Origin of the sequence: Bacillus zhangzhouensis, from assembly GCF_000715205.1 — a bacterium.
Classification (GTDB): Bacteria; Bacillota; Bacilli; order Bacillales; family Bacillaceae; genus Bacillus; species Bacillus zhangzhouensis.
In genome coordinates, this window is the sequence record NZ_JOTP01000018.1 from 12,262 (window position 1) to 36,686 (window position 24,425).

The following is a 24,425-nucleotide window of genomic DNA, read 5'->3' on the forward strand; positions in this document are numbered from 1 at the left end:
ATTTATATTTTTGAAATATAGGAGATAAATCATAAATATGGTAATATATACTTGATGTGTAAAGAGCTTGCGCATCTATTCATAAAAGAATGGAGGGTGTACAAATGAAGTTGAGGAACATAGGAATATTGTTCATGATTGTTGCACTATTGATTGGTGTTGGAAGTTTTGGAGGAAACAAAGCATCTGCTAAAAAAGAATCACTGAATCAATCTTATGCATATGCCTATAAAACAAAGGACAATGTCAGTTGGCTGAAGGTGACTGAAAAGAAAGGCAAGGTCACGGGTTACCTAAACGGTAAGGGTGTGAAGATTGATCCAATTGAACCGTTTATGGTGAAAACAAAATACAAACTAACGGGGAAAACCACCAAAAAAGGATACAAACTTAAAGTCAAACAAAAGAAGAAAACAATCGTATATGACATCTATTTTTCTGGAAAAGATCTCATGGTCAAAAAGCAAGGAGCAAAGAAAAGTAAACGCTATCAAGCTGTTGATGAGAAGAAATTAAAAAAATACAAAAAAGCCATTGATAAGCGCTATGATGAGTACGTGGATACAGCAGAAGACCGTTACTATGAGATCATAGGGAAATACACAGATAATTTAAATAAAGCCTACGGCTATCTGTATACAGCAAAAAACAATTCATATCAAATTTTTCTTGATATCGAAGAAGCCCTTTTTGAAGGGGAATTTTCAGGGGCTATTACAATCTCCAAAGCCACAGGGAAGAAAAGCAAGCCATTGAAAAAAGAAAAATATCAAGCAGATGGAATCACAGGCTTTAAAAGCTTTTGGGTCTATCCCACACCAAAAATAAAGGGTGGCCTGTCTAAGATGATCGGATCATCTGATGTAAAAGCTGCCTATATTGAGTTGCCGTTTTGGAAAAAGAATGAAAAAATGAAACTCAAAGCTGTGAATAAGAAACAATATAAAAAGCAAGTAGAAGCATTTAAAAAAGCCGCAAAGAAAAAAGCAAAGAAAAAATAAAGATAACATTCAATCAAGTCAGATAGGACATATAAGACTATCTGACTTTTTCTATTTCAATTTCCTCTAAAGTAAAACGAGGTCGTTATGGTGACATTAGACTTATAAAAAATATTTTTTAAATTCAAAAATATATGTTGACGCTTACATTAACTCAATATATACTAAAAACAAATCCAATATTGATAAATTAGACATGTGACTGGTCATGCAGGCAGGATCTAAAAACGATGAATTTCTTGAATTTGTCGTTTTAGGTCCTTTTTTTATTGCTAAAATATAGGTCTCATGTATGAGAAAAGGGGGAGAAAAGATGGATTATACACAGGTTGCCAAAGACGTCTTACAGCATGTAGGTGGCAAAGAAAACATTGCTCATCTTGAACACTGTTCAACAAGACTTCGCTTCACACTGATTGATCAGAAGAAGGCAGATGTACCGGCTCTAGAAAAAACACCAGGTGTCATAGCTGTCAGAATGTCAGGTCAATGCCAAGTAGTCATTGGGAATGATGTCATCGAAGTGTATCAAAAAGTTACAAGTTTAATGGGGGGCAGCTCATCAGGGCAAGAAGTGCCTTCCAATCAGCCAAAAGAAAAAAGAAAAGCAGGCGCAGTTCTGTTAGATTTCATTGTCGGTGTCTTCCAACCGCTAGTTCCAGCTATCGCAGGTGGAGGGATTTTGAAATCATTTCTTCTCCTTTTCTCTTTATTAGGCTGGGTGGATGCAAAGGGTCAAACATATCAAATACTAAACATGGTCGGTGACGCACCTCTTTACTTCCTGCCTTTACTAGTTGCCGTCACGACTGCAAATAAATTAAAAGTAAATCCACTCGTTGCCCTATCGGCAGTCGGTGCACTCCTTCTTCCGAATATGACAGCAATGCTCACTGAAGGAGCGCAATTACTGTCGTTTGACGTAAAAAATATAGCCTATGCGTATCAAGTATTTCCGGCAATCCTATCTGTATTGCTTTACGCACAGATGGAAAAATTCTTTACTCGATTTTCACCAAAACCGATTCGTATCTTCTTCGTACCAATGATGTCATTGGTCATTACAGTACCAGTTACGTTACTTCTGTTAGGGCCGCTTGGTTTTACAGCAGGACAAGGTTTTTCATCTCTCATTCTTGCAATGTTTAATACAGTAGGCTGGGTAGCTGTCGCTATTTTAGCAGCAGTTCTTCCATTCATGGTGGCATCAGGCATGCACAAAGCGATGGTTCCTTATGCGGTCACAACGATGGGGAACCTTGGCAAAGAAGCGCTTTACCTACCAGCATCACTTGCGCATAATATTGCGGAAAGTGGAGCATGTTTCGCTGTTGCACTACGGACAAAAGATAAAGTACTCAGATCAACAGCCATTTCGGCAGGAATTTCAGCATTTTTTGGGATCACAGAGCCGGCTTTATATGGTGTGACACTTCAAAATAAGCGAGTCCTTGGGAGTGTCATGATTGGTTCGTTTGTTGGCGGGATCTTCATTGGATTAGTTGGTATACAAGCCTTTGTGCTTGTTGGTCCTGGATTAGCAAGTATGTCGATGTTCATATCAGACGAGCTCCCGCGAAATCTTATGTTTGCTGTCATTGGGTTCGTCATATCGTTTGTTGTCGCATTTGTCGCTGCCTTTATTTTAGGTAAGGATCGCACAGTAGAAGAAAAAACAACTGATCAAGATGCATTTGCTGAACAAATTGGAGCAGGTGAAACATTCAAGAGTCCTGTCATTGGTCAAATGATCTCCCTGTCTGAAGTGAAAGATGATATTTTCTCTTCAAAGGTTATGGGAGAAGGAATTGCCATTGTGCCTTCAAAAGGAGCACTTTATGCACCAGTAGATGGTGAGGTCACCTTGCTGTTCGAAACAAATCATGCACTTGGTATGAGAACAGATCAAGGGGTTGAAGTATTATTCCATATTGGCATCGACACCGTTCAGTTGGAAGGTCAGCATTTCGATCCGAAAGTACAGGTAGGAGATCGTGTTCAAGCAGGAGACTTACTAATTGAATTTGATCTAGAAAAAATCATAGAAGCAGGATATGATCCAGTTACACTTGCTGTGATCACAAATACAGATCAATATGATATTAAAGTACAGCCATTACAAGAGGTTAATCGTCAAGATACATTGATGGTTGTAACACAATTAGGAGGCTAATCATATGACAACAATTAAAGGTTTTCCAAAAGGATTTTTATGGGGCGGTGCAATTGCCGCAAACCAAGCAGAAGGCGCCTGGAATATAGATGGAAAGGGCCCGTCTGTTGCAGATATTGCGATGTACCGTTCAAATTTGAGTGTAGAAGATTATGAAGGACACCTAGCAGTTTCTTCTGAAAATATAGATCGTGCCATTAAAGATCCAGACGATAAAAAGTACCCAAAACGTAGAGGCGTTGATTTCTATCATCACTATAAAGAGGATTTGGCTCTCTTTGCTGAAATGGGCTTTAAAACACTTCGTATCTCAATTGCCTGGAGTCGCATTTTCCCAACTGGTGAAGAGACTGAACCGAATGAAAAAGGGCTGCAATTTTATGAGCGTGTATTTGCAGAAATGAAAAAACACAACATAGAACCGATCGTGACGCTGTCTCATTATGAAATGCCATTAGCACTTAGTGTGAAATATAACGGCTGGGTTGAAAGAAAAGTCATTGATCTTTTTGTTAAATTCGCCAATGTGTGTTTTGAACGCTATAAAAATGATGTGAAATATTGGCTCACCTTTAATGAAATTGATAGTATTCACCGCCATTCTTTTATTACAGCAGGAATTATTCCTGATCGTTGTCCAGAAGGAAAAGAGGAAGAGATGGTTTACCAAGCACTGCATCATCAATTTGTCGCATCTGCTCTCGTAACAGCAGATTGCCATCGCATCATACCAGGCAGTCAAGTAGGGTGTATGCTGACAAAATTAACAACGTATCCGCATACGTGTCATCCGAATGATGTGGAACGAGCTTTGAAACAAAACTTAGAAAACTATTTCTATGCAGATGTTCAGGTATTTGGTGAATACCCGCCACTGATCAAGCGCATGCTTGAGAGAAAAAATATTCATATCCAAATGGAAGCAAATGACCTTGCCATTTTAAAAGAAAACACAGTAGATTTCATCTCGTTTAGCTACTATATGTCTTTAACTGAGTCAGCCGATGAAGGGTTAGAAAAGACCGATGGCAATACCATTCGTGGGGTCAAAAATCCTTACCTTCCATCTACTGATTGGGGCTGGCAGATTGATCCGGTTGGTCTGAAAATATCTTTGATAGAATTGTATGATCGTTATCAAAAACCTCTCATTATTGTAGAGAACGGCATGGGTGCAAAGGATGTTGTTGAAAGTGATGGATCTATCCATGACGACTACCGTATTAACTATTTCAAAGAGCATTTCCGTCAAATGAGAGAAGCAATTGAAGAAGGCGTCGATCTCTTTGGATATACGAGCTGGGGCTCAATTGATATTATTAGTGCAGGTACATCACAAATGTCAAAACGCTATGGCTTTATTCACGTAGATCAGGATGACGATGGAAATGGTACATTAAAACGTTCTAGGAAAGACTCATTTTATTGGTACCAAAAGGTCATGGAAACAAATGGTGAATCGCTTGATTGAAAAACCACAATCATGAAAACAGGTGATGACGATGTTTAAAATCAAAAAAGTTTTAAACTCGAGTGTGGTCCTGGCTGAAGATCAGAACCAACAGGAGATGGTTTTGTTCGGCCGAGGGATTGGCTATGGACAGAAACCGGGTCAAATGATAGAAGAGAAGAAAGCGGACCAAGTCTTTATGTCAGTCGATAACATGAGAGCAAAAGAATTTCTTCAACTGTTAGATTCAATGCCTCATGAGTTTATAGATTTAACACAGCACATCGTCCAATTTGCAGAAAAACGTTTAAACTCAAAACTAAATTCAGGTGTTTATTTTACCTTAATGGATCATTTGAATTTTGCAGTCGAACGACATAAAAAGAATATTAATATTACGAATCGCGTGTACTGGGAAATTAAAAATTACTATACTGAAGAATTTGAAGTAGGGAATTACGCACTTGAGTTAGTCAATGATACATTGGGCATTCAATTACCAAAAGAAGAAGCGGCCAATATCGCCTTTCATTTAATTAATGCATTAGGTGAAGAATCTGATTCGACAGATGGCATGAAATATGCCAAGATGATCGGGAGTATTGTCAATCTCGTGCGATATACGTTAAATATGAAAATGGATCAAGAGAATATTCATTACAGTCGGTTCATTACACATGTGAAATTCTTTGTAGAAAGATTTTATGCAAATAAATTATTATCAGATCAAGAAAATGAGTTATTTGAACAAATTGCACACTTGTATCCTCAAGCGATGGATGTTGCTTTTAAAATCAAAGATTATATTAAACAGGTGCATAGTATCGTTATTCCTAATGATGAGCTTACTTATCTTGCGGTGCATATACACCGCCTCATGTCTTATCAACAATTAAAATAAATGTGGAACCACTTGCCTTGTGATGAGGCGAGTGGTTCTTTGTATTGCGCCAGTTTATGTCCCGATTGGCCGTTCTGTTGTACCAGGATTCGTATCATTTAATGTATTGAAAGACACTGTTTGTCCGAAAACAACGATGGCTAAAGTGAAAATCAGTAAACTCATTTTTTTCATCAGAATTCCTCCAGTCAATTATAGGATGTTCCATGTGATAGGCTTCCTTTAAAAAGAGATAGGCTTGATGAATTGCTCCCAACTCTTCAAAGTGTCTGGCAGCCAGTGCACTTAATTCACGGGCACCCTCAGCATCTTTTAATTCTTTCAAAATGCTGATTTCATCGAAACAGGTTTGAGCTTTTTTGACCATATCTTCAGTGAAATATAGATGATAAAGCAAATTCATTTTTGCTGTATAGATGGGGTTTTTCTCCGTTGCATGTTTTTGTTTGACCAATTCGAAATAATAGAGAGCTTGTGTTCTTTCATCGATGGAGAGCAGCTCTTTTATTAACATAAACATGGAGTGAGGGAAATAACACGATGAAAGGTAGTCATCATCGCTAAGAGCCTTTTCTAGGGCATCGATACATTTTTTTGATTCTCCAGCTTCTGCATACAGAATGCTGATATTATGATAAAGCTGTGAAGTTAGAAAATGATCGTTTAGACTGTTTGCGATGTGTAATGCTTCTTTGTAGTAGCCCTCTGCTCTTTTGAAGTCACCAATATCCATAAAATTAGCAGCGGAGATCACAAAGGCTGCAGCCAGTCTTCTTTCATACCCTTCATGACTTTTAAAAATATCAATAGCATTCTGAATATAGTGAAGTGAAATCAGACTTTGACGAAGCAGCATATATAAGTTTGCAATCTTCGTATGGAATTCTGCTACTTCTATTTCATCAGGAATGTTTTGTAGTTTTTTCTCGGCAATTTTAAATAGTCCGATCGCTGATGCATAGTCTCTTTTATATGAAGCGTAAAGGGCTTTGTAAAGGTAAAAATAGTATTCAATTAAGTCGTTTGTTTTAGAGGGGCAATCTAGCTCTGTCTGTTCATTCAGTTTTTTACCTCTTCGTTCATATAATATGAGTTTATACTTGCCTTCTAGCAATGAATAATAAGTCAAGACCTCCTGATTCTCTTCCATTTCTTGAAGTAATTCTTTTAATTCTGTGTACATTTCCTTTGCACTCTGTACATCATGCTTACGAATCGCAATTCGCCAATCATTTAAACGGTTCCCCACCTGTTCAGCTGAAATGATAGTCATCAAAATTTCACCTCTTTATGATCCTTTCGCCTGTTTCACTAAAAAACGATATCACAATTTTTGGTAAAATATAATCGTTTCTGCGAGGTGATTGACAAGAGGTAATAAAAAGGACCTTAGGTCATGTGATGTACGATATTGTAACGGTGAATGATTGTTTGTACAAATGCATAAAATCTTTTTTTGGTAGTCTAAAAAAGTGATACCTACAATCGATTTTATGATGATGTTCGAAAATATCACCCGTATATTTGAAGTAAAGCAATTTTAGGCATGGAAGACGGAAAATGGAAGGTCGATCTATTAAAGAAAATCAGTTATGATGTTGCTAGATCATATTAGAAAAGAAGCTGATAGATGCAGACAAAGATGAATACCAAACACAAACTCTAGCCTTTTAGAAAGGACGTTGAAATGAAAAAAAGATTTCAAATCTTAAACTGGCAAATCACAGTGATGATCACGACGCTTTTAATCGTTTTAGTGACTCTTTATATGTCAAAGAGATACTTTTATAGCAAAGAAATTAAGTTGCTGACAGAATCTTGTCAACAAGCAGATGGCAAAATCATATTAGAAACAAATAGTTTGTCTATGGATTATTCGTTTGAGTGTAAGCAAAAATAAAACAGGCAGCTTTCTGCCTGTTTTTACTCCAATTAAAAGTCTAAATCTTGTAACCACTTGTTTAATACTGCTTCTCGTTTGTCAGTGGTGAAGCGATCATATTTTCCTAAGTTTAAATTGGCAACAATTTCTCCATCAATCATAAACAAAATTCTTTCAGAGCAAAGAGCCACTTTTGGATCGTGTGTGACGAGAAGTAGAGTTGTTCCTTCAGAGTGGATTTGTGAAAAAATATTCATGACTTCCTTTGTGGTACTGGAATTAAGAGCACCTGTTGGTTCATCGGCGAAAAGAATGTCTGGTTCATTCATAAGAGCTCGACAGATAGAGGCTCTTTGGAGCTGTCCACCAGATACTTCTGACAAATATCTATCTGCTAAATGATCAATTTCAAGTTTCTCCATTAGATATTGAGCTCGTTCATTTACTTCTTTTCTCGGCTTTTTTTTCGCTAAGTAAGCTGCAGCAATAATGTTATCAAATAGATTGAGATTCTTTAGTAAGTGGCTATGTTGAAAGACGAACCCCATCTCTGTTAAGCGCAGAGCAGTTAACTGCTTGTCTGTCATTTTTGACAGTAAATGGTCTTTATATTTGATTTCTCCTGCTGAGGCTGTTTCTATACCGCTAAGCTGATAAAGCAGAGAAGTTTTTCCACACCCGGAAGGTCCCATAATGGTCACGAATTCCCCAGGCTTTATTGATAAATGGATATCTTTAAGAATGTTTTGTTTCTGCCCTTTTAATGAATCGATTTGCAAAGACAATCGCTTCGTTTCAATTAAGTGTTCCATGTGAAACATCTCCTTATGAAAGTGTATGACGGCTGGTTTTACTAGAAAAAAACGACTTCAATAACCACGAGGTTACAGCTAAACTCACAATAAACAGCCAGATAGGGTACATGACTGACACCCATTGTGGTGCTAACCACTGAAGGCTTGATGCCCCTAAAGATGCCCCGCCTACACTCATCAAAGCCGGTCCAATGGTATGGACAGCGATTGTTCCAATAAAGGTGCCAAAAGAGAGAACCACGATAAAACTTGTTAAGTATTGACTTGTTAAATCCTTTATAGAATATCCAATCGTTCTTAACATGTGGTTACGACTTGCATCTTTCGCCTTTAACATGTGCAGAAACATCGTTAACATCAAGCTGGCTGTTCCAAAAGCAGCGATTGTTGAGAATAGTGCAATCAGCTTTACTAGAGATGCTGTGCTGCCAATGGTTTGATGAACGTATTCTTTCATATCTGTCACTTTTGCAGGAGACATACTTGTTTCAAATGCTGCCTTTTTTTCTGCAATATCTATTCCTTGTTTCAGTTGAATTTGAATGGTTTTCCAAAGGGCTGATTGAGGAAAAGGTTGTGATAATGCTTTTGCTGTTTTTCCTCCGTTGGTGACGTCCTGGTAAATGCCAGTCACCATTCTTTGAATTTCATGCCCATTTGTTACGAGAGTGATTCTTTCTCCTACCTTTTTCTGAAGTGAATCTGCACTTAGCACTGATAAGGCAATTTCTTCATCCTTTAAAGGTTGTCGCCCTTGTAAATAGGTGAGAGGAAATGCTGAGAGATCACCTGTTTCTAAATAGATTGTTTCTAATGTATTCTCCTTTGTTTTGGACTGGAGAGAAGTTGTTTCATATACGGCAGATGATTGAATGTCTAGATCTTCGTGAATCGTAGACTCGATTTTATTTGTACTTTTCTCTAAATCATGTCCTTGCCGTATATCAATTCGAAGGTCACTTTTGCCAGAGCCAAGATATGTGATGAAATCCGGTGATTGTAAAGTATGCCATAGCTGAATAGGCATCAGCATTAAAAATGTACAAATTGCGATAATACAGGCAATCGTTGTATACAACTTCATTCGGGAGATCAGATCTTTCAAACCAAACCATATATTGATGGGGAGGAACCTGTTTCTCTTGAGGTGCATTGGTATTTGTTTTTTATGATTTGGTGAAGTGACGCCATCTTGAAGTGCTTGAGCTGCCGATATTTGACCAAACTTTCTTAGGACAGCATAGCTACATGAGATGACGATCATTGCCGTCAAAATAGAAACGAAAAGCGGGATCAGCCATTGAGCAAAAGAAGAGTAATTCCCCATATATCGCTGAATATTGGCCGTAAACATATCACCACATATAAGCGTTAACACATATCCTGCTATACACCCTGCACAGGCAAGCACAGCATACTTCCCAACGTATAATTGCTTAATTTTTGATAAAGGAATCCCCAGCACCTTCAGTATCCCAATCTCACGTTCATCCTCTTCTATAGCAGCAGTCATAGCAAGACGGAGGGAGAGAAGGGAAATACTAATGAGCAGAAAGCAGACTAGAAGAAGAATGGCAATGACCATGCCATCTGTCAGTGCATTCAGCATGCGAAGCAGGGGCAATGTGACTGCTGGTCCCTGTTGTGGCAGCTGAGATGATTGATAGAGTGATTGAAAAGCATCTGCCTGCGCAGCATCATGCAGTAAAAATTCGATCAAGTACTCCTTTTTTTGAAACTCGTGATTCAGTGCGTCCCAATCCTCGTCATGAAGGAGGAATCTTTTTGAACTGACAAGGCTGGGGTTCATTTGCGCATCTCGTAAGAACGCTTTGATTTGAAAAGAGAATTGATGCGACCCTTTTTCAATCATTATCGTTTCACCTATCTTGAGGTGATACTTTTGTTGAAAATAAATAGGGACAGCCACTTCACCTTTATTTACAGTTAGCTTTTCATTTCGTTCGTTTAAAAGAAAATCAAAATAACGATTTTGTTTTACAAATAAATGATCCATCACACCTGCTTTTGCAGGCTCATGTCCGAACTTGATGCTGGTATGTTCAATTGGAATCATTGGGACAATTTGATGTGCTTTTATCAGGGGCTGTTTGCTTGAAAATGTTTCGATCGCTTGTTCATCTAGGCTGCCATCGTGCATTTGGACAAAGTCTGGCGCTTTGGCAGATTGAAGTAGATCTGAAATGGAACCGTTCAGTTGTACCGTCATTTGCGCGGCGTTTGTTGCTAAAAACGATGTCATCATGATGCAAAGGGTCAAGCCGATTGAAATGAGACGGTGGCGGGTTAAGTCTTTCTTTATAAACGTCAATCTCATGAGGCTGATTCTCCTTCAGGTTGAAGCATATTTTTTGTTAGGAAGGCAAGTGCAAACATCAAGATACTGACTATTAACACGGTTACATACATGTTGGCTGAAAAAGTGTTGAACAAGAACCCATACATCATTTGGCCGAGTGGAGCAGCACATTGGGAGACCATTGTCAGATTGGCCATGACTTTTCCTAATTGAGCATTTGGTGTTTTCTTTTGGACATGTGAGATGACAACAATCGAAATCATTGTGAGCAGCATGGCAATTGGAAGACACCCTGCTAAAAAGAGAAAATACGCTGGATATGTGCCAAATTGAAGGGCCGTTTTTGATGTTGAAAAAGCCACAGGCAGTAAAATGATTGCGATGACGAGCAGCCAGCGATATAAAGTAGGAATGCGCCAATGCTTTGCTACAAGTCCAACTAGCAGGGCCCCTGCGATGACAGCAAACTCAATCAAGCCCATTCCAATCCCATACATGATGTCACTGCTTTTCATTGAGACCCTTAAAATGATTGGACCACCAACGATAAAAAATGGTGTGAGGATGAAATTTAACATTGCTGCGAGCAGCATGGCTCTTTTTAAAAATGGCTGGGTGCCAATATAAGAAAATCCTTGTTTCATATCTTTCATGAGCACTTTGGTCATGGACTCCGTTAGCGGGCTAGGTGAGAAAGAAATATTTAACCGTAAAAGCATACATGCGGATAGAAAAAATATGATGGCACTAGCCCCAATGATAGATTGACTCCCGATAAGTCCGTACAGAACTCCACCGATAATAGGAGCGAGAACACCTGAAAGGGCCTGCACACCATTGACGATGCCATTTGCTTGTTCTAATTTTTCTTCTTTCACTAGCTGAGGAATGCTGGACATCACAGCAGGAGCATAGAACGTACTCATCACACCAAGAAGTATCATGACGGCTCCGATGATATAAAGTGAATCATTTCCTGAAAATAACCAGAGATAAAAGGCCAGAATCATGATGCCAGTGAGGACATCAAATAAAATCATCAAGTTTCTTCTGTTAAACCGATCAGCGATTGCCCCTGCTAATGGGGAAAGGAGGAGTGGGACATTGGATAAAGCGAAAAGTAAGGCATATAAGTCAACACGCTGTGTCATATCCAGTACGTGTAAAGATAAAACAAACCGAATCAAGGAAGACCCGAAAACGGAAATAATCTGTCCGAGAACAAGGTACATAAAGTGGCTGGAACCTCTATTGGATAACAAAAACATAAATATCACTCTCCCTTTAGACCGACCGTCAGTCTATAATGTATGCAGGATTGGTATTGAAGTGACCAATCACTGATTATTTTCATCTCCCTCTCCAGTTAATCGCTTGAGAAGGAAGGAGAAGCTTCCCTTTTCTGCATGTAACGAGGATTCGAGGAGATCGATAAAAGCTAGAGCTCTTTGTATACTTTCTTCTGCGGTCCATTGAAATAGGCCCTCATCAAAAATGACCTGTGCAGAAGCAAGAAGAAATTCAATCGTCTCTTGCGGGTACTTCGTTTGGAACGTCCCTTCTTCTACACCTTGCTGAATGACATCTGCCAATACTGGTGATAGTTCTTTTATGGCTTTGATCAAGCTTTTTTGATGCATTTCTGCATTCGAAGGTTGATGAAATTGTTCGATCATGCCTTGTTTGTTGCTTCCTTGTTTAGGAGACTGCTCCATGATGATACGAAATAGTTTATCGACGACTGGCAGGTCTGGATCAGCCGCAATACGCTTTGCCACGATGATATCTGTTTTGATGATCCTATCAATAATGGCATCCATCACTTCTTCTTTGGATGTAAAGTAATAATAAAATGTGCCTTTTGCAATGCCAACAGCTTTTAATATGTCAATAATCGTTGTTTGCTGATAGCCTTTGGTTGAGAAAAGCACCTCTGCTGCGTTTAAGATGTCATTTTTGCGTTCTTCAGGATGTTTAACGGTTCTCATAAAGCCATCCTTTCTTTTAACTAGACTGTCGGTCGGTTCCTTGTTTTGATTAAACACTTTTCACCGTACCTTTGTCAACGGCTGTTTTTTGAGAACTTTGCATTTATTGTGCAATAACACTATGATACATTGAATGAAAACACCTTCAGGAGAGATGCTGCATGCAATTTTTAACCAGTGAATTGGCTCAAGAAATGGTTGAACGTACGATGCATATTTTACATAAAAACATCAATGTCATGAATGCAGATGGTGTGATTATTGGTTCTGGTGAACGAAAAAGGATTGGACAGAAACATGATGGTGCACGACTTGTACTGACGAGCGGGAACAGTGTGGAAATTGACCAGGAGAAATCCTTCCGTTTAAAGGGAGTGATGCCCGGAATCAATTTGCCTATTTGCTTTCGTGAACAAGTAGTTGGTGTGATTGGGATTACTGGTGAGCCAGAGGACATTCGGCATCATGCAGAGCTGGTGAAAATGGCAGCTGAGCTGGTGTTAGAACAATCTTTTCTGCTTGAACGAGTTCAGTGGCGGCAGCGAATAGAAAGTGAAATTGTCAATCAGTTGATTTCTGATTCTGACGTGGGTGATCATCAGCTAAAGAATCGAGCTACCTGGCTGGGGATGGAATTAGATAAGCGCCGAATGGCGATAATTTTTCAGCCAGTTCCATCCTCCGAGGACACTGTGCACAAAATGATGCATGCGATTCAATATGATAAGAACGAGGCTGATTTACTAGGCATGACCTTCCTTCATGAATTGATTCTTTTAAGGCAACCTATTCCTGAACAAAATCTGAAGCTTGTGGTCGAGCAGCTACAGAGAGCGATGGTGAGAGCAGTAGGTAGGCAAGTGCTTGTAGGTGTAGGGACTGTCGCTGACGACATGAGCCTATTGCCTCTATCTTTTCAGCAGGCGGGGGATGCTCTACGGTTGGGGAAGGTTCTTGATTCAGATGAAAGTATATTTTTCTTTGAATCGTATCAGCTGGAAAGCTTATTCATGAAAGCAGGAACCGCAGAGGAGGAAAATAGATGGACTGATTTTTACAAGTCACTTACACAAGAAACGGAGCTCGTCCATACGTTAAAGGTTTACATTGAAGAGGGGGGCGATTTGCAAAGATGCGTGGATCGTTTATATATTCATCGCAATACACTGCGATATCGTTTAGATAAAATACAAGCAATCACCGGAAAAGACCCTCGTCATGTGAAACAGTTGATGGAGCTCTACATGGCGCAGTTGATCAGTCAACTACCTTGATTGTGCATTTGCACAATTGAATAAAGTGATAAATAAAAAAAGATCATCTAGATTCACAACTCGATCCTACTTAGTAAACGCTTACAATTGAGAAAAGACAATTTGGGGGGATCGAGAATGAGTGGAGATGTGACGGTAAGTACACTGGGAGCCATGATGGCGCTTGTGATTGCTATTGTTCTCATTTTAAAAAAGGTATCACCTGCATATGGCATGCTGGCAGGTGCATTCATAGGCGGTTTGGTTGGCGGCGTAGATATCGTGCAGACTGTGAATGTCATGATGGATGGAGCTAAGGACATGATTCCGGCTGTTCTTAGAATTATGGCCGCAGGTGTACTGGCTGGCGTTTTGATTGAGTCAGGTGCAGCGTTAGCTATTGCTGAGGCTATCGTGAAAAAGCTTGGAGAGGCGAGGGCCCTTTTAGCACTCGCACTTGCAACGATGATTTTAACAACGGTGGGCGTTTTTGTAGATGTAGCAGTTATCACAGTAGCGCCAATCGCGCTTGCCATTGCCAAACGGGCAAAGCTTTCAAAAACAGGAATTTTACTTGCCATGATTGGCGGCGGGAAGGCAGGAAATATTATGTCGCCGAATCCGAATGCGATTGCAGCCTCTGATGCTTTTGGTGTACCCCTTACTTCCATGATGGCCGCAGGTGTCATTCCGGCTGTATTTGGATTAGCTGTCACATATGTGTTAGCCAAAAAGCTCGCAAATAAAGGGACACCCGTTCTTGAAGAGGAAGCTGATCAAAGCAAGGTTCAAGTGCCTGCTTTTTTCCAAGCACTTGTGGGTCCGGTTGTCACCATTCTATTGTTGGCCTTAAGGCCGTTGTTTCAAATCAATATAGATCCAATGATTGCTTTACCGATTGGGGGCATTGTAGGCGCTCTATTCATGAAAAAAGGAAAGTTTCTCAATGATTATGCGATGTCAGGGCTTCATAAAATGTCAGGTGTAGCGATTATGTTATTAGGGACAGGTACATTAGCAGGAATCGTATCCAATTCTTCCTTGAAAGAGGTTTTTATTCAAGCGCTTGATGCTTCGGGACTGCCTCCTTATTTGCTTGCACCAACGTCGGGAATTTTTATGTCAGCGGCAACTGCTTCGACAACAGCAGGAACGGCGGTCGCTAGTGGAGTATTTAGCGGTACACTGATTGGGCTTGGCGTATCTGCGCTTTCAGGTGCAGCCATGATTCATGCTGGCGCAACGGTGCTTGATCATATGCCGCACGGGAGTTTTTTTCATGCAACAGCAGGAAGTGTTCAAATGGACATCAAAGAACGGTTGAAATTAATGCCCTTTGAATCGTTAATTGGTTTGACTTTAACCGTTGTATCGACCATTATCTTTGGTATTTTCCAGCTGTTCGGCTGAGGATATGATGAGAAACGAGGGATTTTAGGGTGAAAATTGTGATTGCACCAGATTCATTTAAAGAAAGTTTATCTGCATATGAGACAGCAAATGCCATTGAACGAGGATTTCGTTCTATTTTGCCAAACGCAGAGTATATCAAACTTCCAATGGCAGATGGAGGAGAAGGGACGGTTCAATCATTGGTTGATGCGACAGGCGGGCACATTGTCAATCACATGGTAACGGGTCCGCTTGGCGAACCTGTGGATGCTTTTTTTGGCATGTTGGGTGATGGTCAGACCGCTGTCATAGAGATGGCTGCAGCCTCAGGAATACACCTTGTCCCGCCAGAAAAACGGAATCCGTTATTCACAACGTCGAGAGGAACAGGAGAATTAATGCTTGCGGCACTGGATAAGGGCGCAAATCATTTGATCATTGGGCTTGGCGGAAGTGCAACGAATGATGGTGGGGTTGGGATGATGCAAGGATTAGGTGCAGCTTTCCTCGATAAAGCAGGACAAGACCTTATGCCGGGCGGCGGGTCACTGAATCAATTAGCTTCTATCAATCTATCTGGACTTGACCCGAGACTGCAATTCGTCCGGCTGGAGGTAGCTTGTGATGTGGATAATCCTTTAACGGGAGAGAGAGGGGCGTCTGTCGTATTCGGCCAGCAAAAGGGAGCGGATGAAGAAATGGTTCAAGTGTTAGACAAGAACCTATCTCATTTTGCATATGTAGCAGAAAAGCAGTTGAATGTATCTTTTGCTGATGCAGCAGGTGCAGGAGCAGCGGGAGGACTTGGTGCGAGTTTATTAGGCTTTTTACAGGCTGATCTGCAAAAAGGAATCGATATTGTGCTGAAGGCCGTTCATTTTGATGACGTCATCAAGGAGGCAACCCTTGTCATTACTGGCGAAGGACGGATTGATCGGCAGACCATTTATGGAAAAACGCCGATCGGTGTAGCCAAAGCAGCAAAGCAGTATGACCTACCTGTGATTGGCATCGCAGGCTCCCTCTCAAAAGACAGTACAGTCGTACATGATCATGGAATTGATGCACTTTTTAGTATTGTTCCAGGTGTCACCTCTCTTTCTGATGCGATGCAAGATGCGGCTCTTTACGTAGAGAGAACTGCGCGGAATATTGCGGCTGTGATGACATTTGGAAGAGAGAAGTAAATGCTGAAAAATGTTTCCTTTTCTATCACATTCCTTTCTATAGAAATGTGGTAAAATCGTATTAAATGAAATAGAAAGTTGGGGGAAACACAAATGTCTAATCTACCGAATTGTCCTTCGTGCAGTTCATCCTATACTTACGAGGACGGCAGTCTGCTTATCTGCCCTGAATGTGCGCATGAATGGTCACTAGAACAAGAACAAGCGGCTGAGGAGCAGCTTGTTGTCAAAGATGCGAATGGGAACCTGTTAAGTGATGGCGACACGGTCACTGTCATTAAAGATTTAAAAGTGAAAGGTTCTTCTTCGGTCTTAAAAATAGGAACGAAGGTCAAAGGCATTCGTTTAGTCGAAGGCGATCATAACATTGATTGTAAAATTCCTAGCTTTGGCGCTATGAAGCTAAAATCAGAGTTTGTGAAAAAGGTATAAAGAATGAAAAGAGGCTGTCGTTAAGAGGCCTCTTTTTTCATTTCATTATTTATAGGTGAAAGGAATAATCTTAAACAGAATTCCATACATATATACCTGTTGAAAAAGATTCATTTTTTAAAAAATCAAGCCTCTTTTCACATAAAAACCCGCAGTTTTCTTAACTCCACCTTAAAAAAGGCAGATGATTCGCTAAATTTTGGCTAATTCCCTTCACAATTTTTTGGCATTGCTGTACCATATGGAAGTGTTCTTCTATTTTTGACGGATCATGGTGTTTATCTGGAAATAGATGATAGATGATACTTAGACAAAGAAGGAGAGGTAACGTGACGAACGTTTTAGAACTGCATAATGTATCTAGGCATATTCGTGGGAAAAAGATTGTTCAAGACTTGAGTTTTTCTGTCCAGGCGGGCGAAGTCTTTGGCTTTTTAGGACCGAATGGCGCAGGGAAAACGACTACCATTCGCATGATGGTCGGACTTTCTCCGATTACATCTGGTGACATTCTGATTAATGGACATAGTATTCAAACCTCCTATCAGCATGCGATCCAAGATGTCGGTGCAATTATTGAAAATCCAGAAATGTATAATCATTTAACGGCAAGACAAAATCTTGTTCATTTTGCCAGAATGAATGGAAAAGTGGATGAAGGACGAATTGATGAGCTGTTAGAGCTAGTCAGTTTGCAGCATGTGAAACATAAGCGTGTCCGTACGTTCTCATTAGGAATGAAGCAGCGCTTGGGCATTGCACAGGCACTTATACATAGACCGAAACTGCTTATTTTAGATGAGCCGACCAATGGACTTGATCCAGAGGGCATTCGAATGATACGGGATTACTTAAGAAGGCTTGCGAAGGAAGAAGGACTGGCTGTCATTGTTTCAAGTCACCTCATGTCAGAAATGGAATTGATGTGTGATCGTTTTGCCATTATCCAAACAGGTAAGCTGATTGCCATTGAGGATCAGCGTGCGGAGACGAAGCAGGATGATTTGGTCAATTATCGAATGAAGGTCGCATCCGAAGAGCTTGAAGAAGCACAGAAGCTTATTGGTGCATTTCAGGAAGGCGTCACTGTAAGGGAAGAGGAGCAGTACTTATTCTTCTCCATGCCAGAAGAAAAAATGCCGGAATTGATTCGTCATTTGAGCGGTGCGTCTATTCATTTGTACGAAATCAAAATAGAAAAACAAACACTAGAAGATAAGTTTTTAAGTTTAACAGGTAAAAAGGGGGCAGACGTATGATTCGCCTCATTCAAAACGAGTGGATGAAGATCAGTTATCGTGTTGGTACTTGGATTATGGTTGGACTTCTTGTTTTAGGTATGATCGCCACGCTGATCTTTGCAGTGAAAACAAATGACGAAGATCAAGCTTCAGGTGATTGGAAAACCGAACTGAGAATGATGAACAAAGAGAAGAAACAAGAATTGAAAGAAAATGACTTAGCATTTTATAAGAGGACCCTTGAACAGGAAATAGCGATCAATGAGTACCGAATCAAACATGATTTGCCTCCTGCGGATCAATTCGGTAAAAATGCATGGTCTTATGTGAAGATCAATGCTGATTTGCTTCAGTTGGTTGGTGTATTTGTGATTATCATTGCAGCCACGATTGTCTCGGCGGAATATAAGCATGGTACAATTAAATTATTATTGATTCGTCCACCATCAAGAATGAAGATTCTCTTATCTAAATACTTTACTGTTCAACTTTACTCTCTATTTTTGATTGCGGTCCTATTTATTCTGTCATTTATCCTAGGTGCGATATTCTTTGGACTCAGTCATGATTATGTGTATTTGTCCTATCAAAATGGAGAAGTCATTGAACGATCTCAGCTTGCAAATATGATCTCTTATTATTTGGCACATTGTGCTATGTTTGTTGTATTAGGGACACTTTCTTTTGCCATTTCAACGGTATTTAGAAGTGAGGCCATATCTATTGCAATCAGTGTGTTAGCTTATATTGTTGGAGCATCCATCACAAGCATTTTGATGTTCTTCTTTGATTGGGCGAAATACTTATTGTTTGCCAATGATCCTGCACAATATTTCGCGGACACACCTACTTTTATCGAAGGCATGTCTCTAGGGTTCTCATTAACCGTCCTAGTCATCTATTGGGCTATCTTCTTGGCTATAGCCTTGATTGTCTTCCAAAAGCGAGAAGTGAAAACAGGTAGTTAATCTAATCTTTTAGGAGGTTTACACATGATTAAACGTAAAGGTGAAAAAGTAATAGGGATTATTAGTATTGTCCTCAATATCATTGGTGTTGGTTTTGGGGCATTGCTCCTTTCTATCGACCCATCATTTTATGATCAAATCAATGAAGTCCTGCAAGAGGAAGGTGAAACATTGCCGATTGAAACACTTGAGGCTGGGATGAGTGCCTTTGGTATCCAGTTCATGGTGGTTTCGGCCATTGCAGCTGTGTTAACGCTTGTGGGTGTGATTTTCCTGAAAACAGATCAACGTGCTGTGATCTCTGGTATTCTCTTCTTGGTTTCAGCCATCACTCTTTTAATTGGAACAGTCGGTCTTGCGTTCGTTCCAATGATCTTGTTGATCGTCATTGGATTGATGTCACTTATTAAAAAGCCGAAAACAGACATTCACACGAGTGAATATCCTTCATAATAAAAGAAAAAGACATGCGTCCATGTGCGCATGTCTTTCTTTTTTTAAATTATGCCAATCAGCATGGCAATGAACAGCAAGATGATACTAAATCCCCACATCCAAAAGAAAGAGTAGCGGATATGTTTCCCCATATCGACCCCTGCAAGGCCAACAGCAAGCCAAACAGCGGGAGCAAGTGGACTGACAAAGGTTCCGATGATGTTCCCAATCATCATGGCATATGCCGCAGAAGTTCCAGGTACGCCAACCTCAGATGTGATCGATTCGACAATTGGCAGAAGTGCATAATAATAGGCGTCTGTACTTGTCAGCATATCAAGCGGCACCCCAAGCATACCGACAATGATATGTAAGAATGGTAGTAGGAAGGCAGGTAGAATATGAATGCTGTCAACCGCAATGGCTTTCAGCATACCGGTTCCTTCAAGAATTCCTAAAAATGAGCCTGCGGAGAAAATAACAGCCGCCATCATCAATGCACTAGGTGCGTGTGCCTTGATTCTTTCCATCTGTAAATTCACATTCGGATAGTTAACCAAAAGTGCTAGTGAAAGACCAATCATAAACATATAACTAGCAGGAATCACGTTAAGCACGAGAAGGACAACAACAGCCAAAAACAGAATGAGGTTCACCCAGATGAGGTGATAACGCTTTAGAGAGGCGTCACCTGTTTCACTAATAGATTGGATGGCACGATCCCAATCTGCGCCTTCTAGTTGAACAGCGGCTACTTCGTTTGCAGCAATTTTCACTCGAATTCGTTTTTCTTCCCTCTTTCCTAAAATGAACGCCATCCCTAACACGAGCACGACCCCAATCAGCTGAATCGGAATGAGCGGTACCCAGAGTTCAGATGGATCCATATTCAAGACACTTGCTGCCCGTCCAGTGGGTCCGGCCCATGGAATCATATTGGTTAATCCGGCACTTGTCCCGATTAATAGCAGCAGTAAGTAAGGACTCATATGTAATTTCTTATAAAGCGGAAGCAATGCAGGAACAGTTAATAAAAAGGTCGTAGCCCCTGCTCCGTCTAAGTGCGCGATGACCCCAATCAAAGCAGTTCCCATCGCAACTGTGACAACATTTCCTTTGGTCAGCTTAATTAACGCTTTAATTACAGGTTCAAAGAACCCTGTATCTTGTAAAATGCCAAAAAATAAAATGGCGAAGATAAACATGGTCGCCACCGGCAATACTTTGATAATCCCTTCTTCAAAAAAGGTTTGAATGTCATTGATACCAAATCCCGCAATGAGCGCCCCTATTAAAGGCACCATGACCATGGCGACAATTGGACTTGCTTTCCCCCAAATCAGCAATACAACAATCGTTAAAATAATCAACAATCCAACAATCGTTAACATAATACCCTCCCCCTACAATAAACCGTTTACATTTGTTTGCTCTTTTTAACACAATGCAGTCCCTTAGCTGCATTGAAAAAAAGAGTATCAAAAATATGAGCAGTAGGCAACCGCTTTCATACCTATACAATGGTAAAAAAGGATGGTCAATCCAGTCAGGACGCGGTGTCAAACATGTCAAAAAATTTAGATAAAAAATAACACTTCAAGTGCATATCTACAATTAAAAGAATTTATATAGGTATTTAGAATTATTAAAATCAAGAAGCGTCCAATGAATGGACGCTTCTTTCAATCTATTTTTTCAAGATGATGTATTCGTAAGAATCAAGTTGAAGCTGTTCGGGTATATGCTGTCCAGTCAGTATATTCTCATAGATTTCCTCTGAATCTAGTGAAATGTTTTGCGGCTGTTCTGTAAAATTCATCATAAACACATATTCCTGTGTGCCATCCGTTCGTTTTTGTACACTGACTCCCTCTGGGATCGGCGAGGATAAGATGGGCTGTATGCCAATTCCTGCGATGATATCCTCATAAAACTCATCGTAAAAAGCCTGTTCATTTTCGGAAGCCATATAGTACGCTTTTCCATTTCCAAATGGGTGGACAGTAAGAGCTGGCTGTCCTTCATAGCAGCCATTCTCGAAATGCCCTAACACAGAGGCCGATTCAGGATGAATGGATTCGCAATATTGGCCGACATGGTAGGTGCGTCCATTCCCAGTGGACATTAAAACGTGTTCATCTGACATCAATGTGTTGATTTCCTCTGTCCAAATGCCAAGTACATGGCGGAGAGGACCCGGGAAACCGCCGAGGAAACAGAGATCGTTTTCGTCGACCATGCCGCTCCAGTATGTCGCTACAAAAATGCCGCCCTCTTTGACAAAAGCTTCAATCTTTTCTGCGACGCCTGGTTTGATCATGTAGAGCATTGGCCCAACTAGCACTCGATAGGATGAGAAGTCCTTTTCCATTCCGACAATGTCAACAGGGATGCCCTTTTTCCAGAAGCTGCGATAGTGAGTTTGACAAGCCTCCACATAGCGTTTGTTTGTATTATTTAAGGCTTGAGCATCATCAATCGCCCAGTGGTTTTCCCAATCGTATATGATCGCGACCTCAGGTTGAACGGATGTGCCCGCAACCGGTTGCAGCTGCTGTAGTTGTTTCCCTAGATCAGCCACTTCTTGAAATACACGTGTATGTTCATGTCCTGAATGATCCACAACTGCTCCGTGGAATTTCTCAGAGGCACCTCGCCCCTGTCTCCACTGGAAATACAGCACGGAGTCTGATCCGTGGGCGATCGCCTGCATAGCAGATAGATGAGCCATTCCTTTATGTTTGACTTTATTCACATCATGCCAGTTTACGAGGCTAGGCGTGCTTTCCATGACGAGGAACGGCTGTCCGTCCTTTAACGAACGATACAAATCGTGAACGAAGGCGACGTTTGACGCTAATTCGGCAGTTGTTTCTTTGCCGCTATGCCACGCAGGATAGCTATCCCATGAGATCACGTCGACTTCCTTTGCAAATTGATGATAATCCAGCCCAAGGAATGGACGCATATGCGGATAGTCGCCCATAAAGTTGGTGGTCACTGGGATATGAGGCGTTAATTCTCGTAGCGGCTCAATTTCATTTTGATAAAAATTAATCGTTTGAGCTGTGACGAAGCGCTTCCAATCTAGGTTCATGCCGTGAATCATGTGCTCCCCATGTGGTGCAGGTGACTCAATTTGTGACCAATCACTATAGGTGTGGCTCCAAAATCCCGTCCACCATGCTTGATTCAATGCTTCAAGGTCATGGTTGTATTTGTCTTTCAGGTAATGTCGGAATGCCTCCTGGCAAAGATCGCAATGACATTCGCCGCCGTACTCATTCGATATGTGCCACATGATCAGTGCTGGATGATCCTTATAGCGTTCAGCAAGTAAACGATTGAGTGTATTCGTTTTTTCACGATAAACTGGTGAAGTGAAGCAATGATTATGCCGAAGCCCGTGTAAGTTACGCTGGCGGTTCGCTTCGACGCGTAATACTTCTGGATATGCTTGCGAGAGCCAAGCAGGTCTTGCCCCGCTAGGTGTGGCGAGAATGGCGTGAGCCCCCTGCGCTGCCAAGCGGTCCATGATGTCATCCAGCCATGCAAAATCGTACTGACCTTCTTCTGGCTCTAGCTTACTCCATGCGAAAATGTTGATGGAGAATGTTTGGCAGTGTGCAAGCTTCATTAATCGAAAATCTTCGTCAATGATCTCCGGCATATGAAGCCATTGATCTGGATTATAGTCGCCACCATGCATAAAGCCTTTCACATTTGGGTGAACGAGTGGGTAACGCTTTCCCATTTTGTCACGTCCTATCATTTTAATTACGGTGTCATTTGTTTAAATACATCAAGAGAAGGCAGTGCTTTTCCGTTGAAATCAAACATCGCCTGATTTTCCCAAGCATTCCCGACCGTACCGGTTGTTTGAATATAAGCCAGCCCGTATTGACTAGACCACGGAGCGCCTTTCGCTGGAATCCAAAGTGGCTCCCAATAAAAGAACCCTTTTCCGCGATTGTTTTTCACTTGAGAAATTTTTTCTGATACATCTCGTATAAAAGATGCCTGGCCCTGTGGTGAAGCTGGATAACCAGCTGTTTTGACAGAGTCTTGATTAAAGGAGTTCTCTAGGTTGTCACCATTTGCTGTCGTGAATCCATAGGCTGTTTCCACGACAATGACGTCTTTGTTATAGCGGGCGCTAATATCATTCATATTGTTAGTAAGACCGCTAAATCCGCCGTCCCAATACGGGTAGTAAGATAAACCAATCGTATCGAATGAGACGCCTCGTTTTGTGATTTCATCAAACCACCAGCGGGATGCGCCATTGTCCCCTCCATGTGCAAGGTGAAGCATCACTTTCATGTTCGAATCGACAGAGCGTACAGCATTTGTGCCAGCCTTTAGCAAAGCAGCGAGCCGGTCAAATTCACCGCCGCCTTCACCCCAGCTTTTGCCGTTTGGCCACAGCATGCCTGAGTTCAATTCATTCCCGACCTGTACCATGTTCGGCAGAGCATTTTGCGCTCTCATCGTTTTTAATACATCACTTGTGTAAGTGCCGACCGCCTTTTCTAAATCGCTTTGTGAGAGGGACGCCCAAGCTTTCGGTTTGAACTGTTTACCAGGATCGGTCCAGAAATCACTGTAGTGAAAATCAAGCAGCACTTTCATGTTTTGAGCCTTTGCGCGTTTTGATAAAGCGATGGCTGTGTTTAAATCATTTGTCCCGCCGTTATAGGCACGGCCTTGGTTGTCGTATGGATGGTTCCACAGTCTGATGCGCACATAGTTGACGCCTTTATCTTTTAATAGTTTAAGCGGATCAACCTGCTGTCCGTTCTGATCGTAGTATCTGCCTCCGCTTCTTTCCACTTCCGCAAGCATGGAGATATCGGCTCCTTTGATGAAATCACCTTGCAATCCATTAATCGGCTTAACAGAAATCGTATCAGCTTTTGCTTCAGGCAGAATACCTAACCCCATAAGAAAGAAAACGACAACAGTGACAAGCATCCATTTCTTCATC

Annotated in this window: 19 protein-coding genes; 11 read left to right on the top strand and 8 right to left on the bottom strand. The window is 41.0% G+C overall.

Annotation, left to right across the window (positions count from 1 at the left end; all coding sequences use genetic code 11):
• Positions 1 to 104 precede the first annotated feature (104 nt).
• The 4 genes from BA70_RS13830 (at position 105) to BA70_RS13845 (ending at position 5,525) form a co-directional block, all read left to right on the top strand.
• Positions 105 to 1,001, top strand: coding sequence for a hypothetical protein (locus BA70_RS13830; RefSeq protein ID WP_034323329.1), 897 nt, complete (start codon positions 105 to 107; stop codon positions 999 to 1,001).
• A gap of 313 nt (positions 1,002 to 1,314) precedes the next feature.
• On the top strand, positions 1,315 to 3,174 hold the full coding sequence (locus tag BA70_RS13835; RefSeq protein WP_034323332.1) for a beta-glucoside-specific PTS transporter subunit IIABC: 1,860 nt from the start codon (positions 1,315 to 1,317) through the stop codon (positions 3,172 to 3,174).
• 4 nt (positions 3,175 to 3,178) lie between these two features.
• Positions 3,179 to 4,645, top strand: coding sequence for a glycoside hydrolase family 1 protein (locus tag BA70_RS13840; RefSeq protein WP_034323334.1), 1,467 nt, complete (start codon positions 3,179 to 3,181; stop codon positions 4,643 to 4,645).
• 31 nt (positions 4,646 to 4,676) lie between these two features.
• Positions 4,677 to 5,525: a PRD domain-containing protein gene (locus tag BA70_RS13845; protein ID WP_034323337.1), complete on the top strand. Its 849-nt coding sequence runs from the start codon at positions 4,677 to 4,679 to the stop codon at positions 5,523 to 5,525.
• Between the two features lie 94 nt (positions 5,526 to 5,619).
• On the opposite strand, the gene BA70_RS13850 is transcribed toward BA70_RS13845, so the two are convergent.
• The 5 genes from BA70_RS13850 to BA70_RS13875 form a co-directional block, all read right to left on the bottom strand.
• Positions 5,620 to 6,798, bottom strand: coding sequence for a Rap family tetratricopeptide repeat protein (locus BA70_RS13850; protein WP_034323340.1), 1,179 nt, complete (start codon positions 6,796 to 6,798; stop codon positions 5,620 to 5,622).
• 659 nt (positions 6,799 to 7,457) lie between these two features.
• Positions 7,458 to 8,219 carry an ABC transporter ATP-binding protein gene (locus tag BA70_RS13860; RefSeq protein ID WP_034323345.1) on the bottom strand — a complete coding sequence of 254 codons (762 nt, stop codon included), beginning with the start codon at positions 8,217 to 8,219 and terminating at the stop codon, positions 7,458 to 7,460.
• Between the two features lie 13 nt (positions 8,220 to 8,232).
• Positions 8,233 to 10,560: an FtsX-like permease family protein gene (locus BA70_RS13865; RefSeq protein WP_034323347.1), complete on the bottom strand. Its 2,328-nt coding sequence runs from the start codon at positions 10,558 to 10,560 to the stop codon at positions 8,233 to 8,235.
• Positions 10,557 to 11,810 carry an MFS transporter gene (locus tag BA70_RS13870; protein ID WP_034323350.1) on the bottom strand — a complete coding sequence of 418 codons (1,254 nt, stop codon included), beginning with the start codon at positions 11,808 to 11,810 and terminating at the stop codon, positions 10,557 to 10,559. The genes BA70_RS13865 and BA70_RS13870 overlap by 4 nt, the downstream gene beginning before the upstream one ends.
• A gap of 69 nt (positions 11,811 to 11,879) precedes the next feature.
• Positions 11,880 to 12,530 (bottom strand): TetR/AcrR family transcriptional regulator, encoded by a 651-nt coding sequence (locus tag BA70_RS13875; RefSeq protein ID WP_034323352.1) that lies wholly within the window; start codon positions 12,528 to 12,530, stop codon positions 11,880 to 11,882.
• A gap of 161 nt (positions 12,531 to 12,691) precedes the next feature.
• On the opposite strand from BA70_RS13875, the gene BA70_RS13880 reads away from it, so the two are divergent.
• The 7 genes from BA70_RS13880 to BA70_RS13910 all read left to right on the top strand — a co-directional run bounded on the left by BA70_RS13880 (position 12,692) and on the right by BA70_RS13910 (position 19,456).
• On the top strand, positions 12,692 to 13,804 hold the full coding sequence (locus tag BA70_RS13880) for a CdaR family transcriptional regulator (protein WP_034323355.1): 1,113 nt from the start codon (positions 12,692 to 12,694) through the stop codon (positions 13,802 to 13,804).
• Between the two features lie 117 nt (positions 13,805 to 13,921).
• Complete coding sequence (locus BA70_RS13885; RefSeq protein WP_034323357.1) at positions 13,922 to 15,193, top strand: GntP family permease; 1,272 nt, start codon at positions 13,922 to 13,924, stop codon at positions 15,191 to 15,193.
• A gap of 29 nt (positions 15,194 to 15,222) precedes the next feature.
• Entirely contained in the window at positions 15,223 to 16,362 is a 1,140-nt protein-coding gene (locus tag BA70_RS13890; RefSeq protein ID WP_034323360.1) for a glycerate kinase, read from the top strand.
• Between the two features lie 93 nt (positions 16,363 to 16,455).
• Positions 16,456 to 16,794 carry a zinc ribbon domain-containing protein YjdM gene (locus tag BA70_RS13895; protein ID WP_034323363.1) on the top strand — a complete coding sequence of 113 codons (339 nt, stop codon included), beginning with the start codon at positions 16,456 to 16,458 and terminating at the stop codon, positions 16,792 to 16,794.
• 329 nt (positions 16,795 to 17,123) lie between these two features.
• Positions 17,124 to 18,053 (top strand): ABC transporter ATP-binding protein, encoded by a 930-nt coding sequence (locus BA70_RS13900; protein WP_034323365.1) that lies wholly within the window; start codon positions 17,124 to 17,126, stop codon positions 18,051 to 18,053.
• On the top strand, positions 18,050 to 19,003 hold the full coding sequence (locus BA70_RS13905; protein WP_034323368.1) for an ABC transporter permease subunit: 954 nt from the start codon (positions 18,050 to 18,052) through the stop codon (positions 19,001 to 19,003). The genes BA70_RS13900 and BA70_RS13905 overlap by 4 nt, the downstream gene beginning before the upstream one ends.
• Before the next feature lie 24 nt (positions 19,004 to 19,027).
• Complete coding sequence (locus BA70_RS13910) at positions 19,028 to 19,456, top strand: DUF4064 domain-containing protein (RefSeq protein ID WP_034323370.1); 429 nt, start codon at positions 19,028 to 19,030, stop codon at positions 19,454 to 19,456.
• A 44-nt stretch (positions 19,457 to 19,500) separates the two neighbouring features.
• Here the strand turns inward: BA70_RS13910 and BA70_RS13915 are convergent, their stop codons facing one another.
• The 3 genes from BA70_RS13915 to BA70_RS13925 all read right to left on the bottom strand — a co-directional run bounded on the left by BA70_RS13915 (position 19,501) and on the right by BA70_RS13925 (position 24,424).
• Positions 19,501 to 20,829 carry a CitMHS family transporter gene (locus tag BA70_RS13915; protein ID WP_034323372.1) on the bottom strand — a complete coding sequence of 443 codons (1,329 nt, stop codon included), beginning with the start codon at positions 20,827 to 20,829 and terminating at the stop codon, positions 19,501 to 19,503.
• A 296-nt stretch (positions 20,830 to 21,125) separates the two neighbouring features.
• Positions 21,126 to 23,192 (bottom strand): beta-galactosidase, encoded by a 2,067-nt coding sequence (locus BA70_RS13920; RefSeq protein WP_034323375.1) that lies wholly within the window; start codon positions 23,190 to 23,192, stop codon positions 21,126 to 21,128.
• Between the two features lie 23 nt (positions 23,193 to 23,215).
• Positions 23,216 to 24,424: a glycoside hydrolase family 53 protein gene (locus BA70_RS13925; RefSeq protein WP_034323377.1), complete on the bottom strand. Its 1,209-nt coding sequence runs from the start codon at positions 24,422 to 24,424 to the stop codon at positions 23,216 to 23,218.
• Position 24,425: the final 1 nt, after the last annotated feature.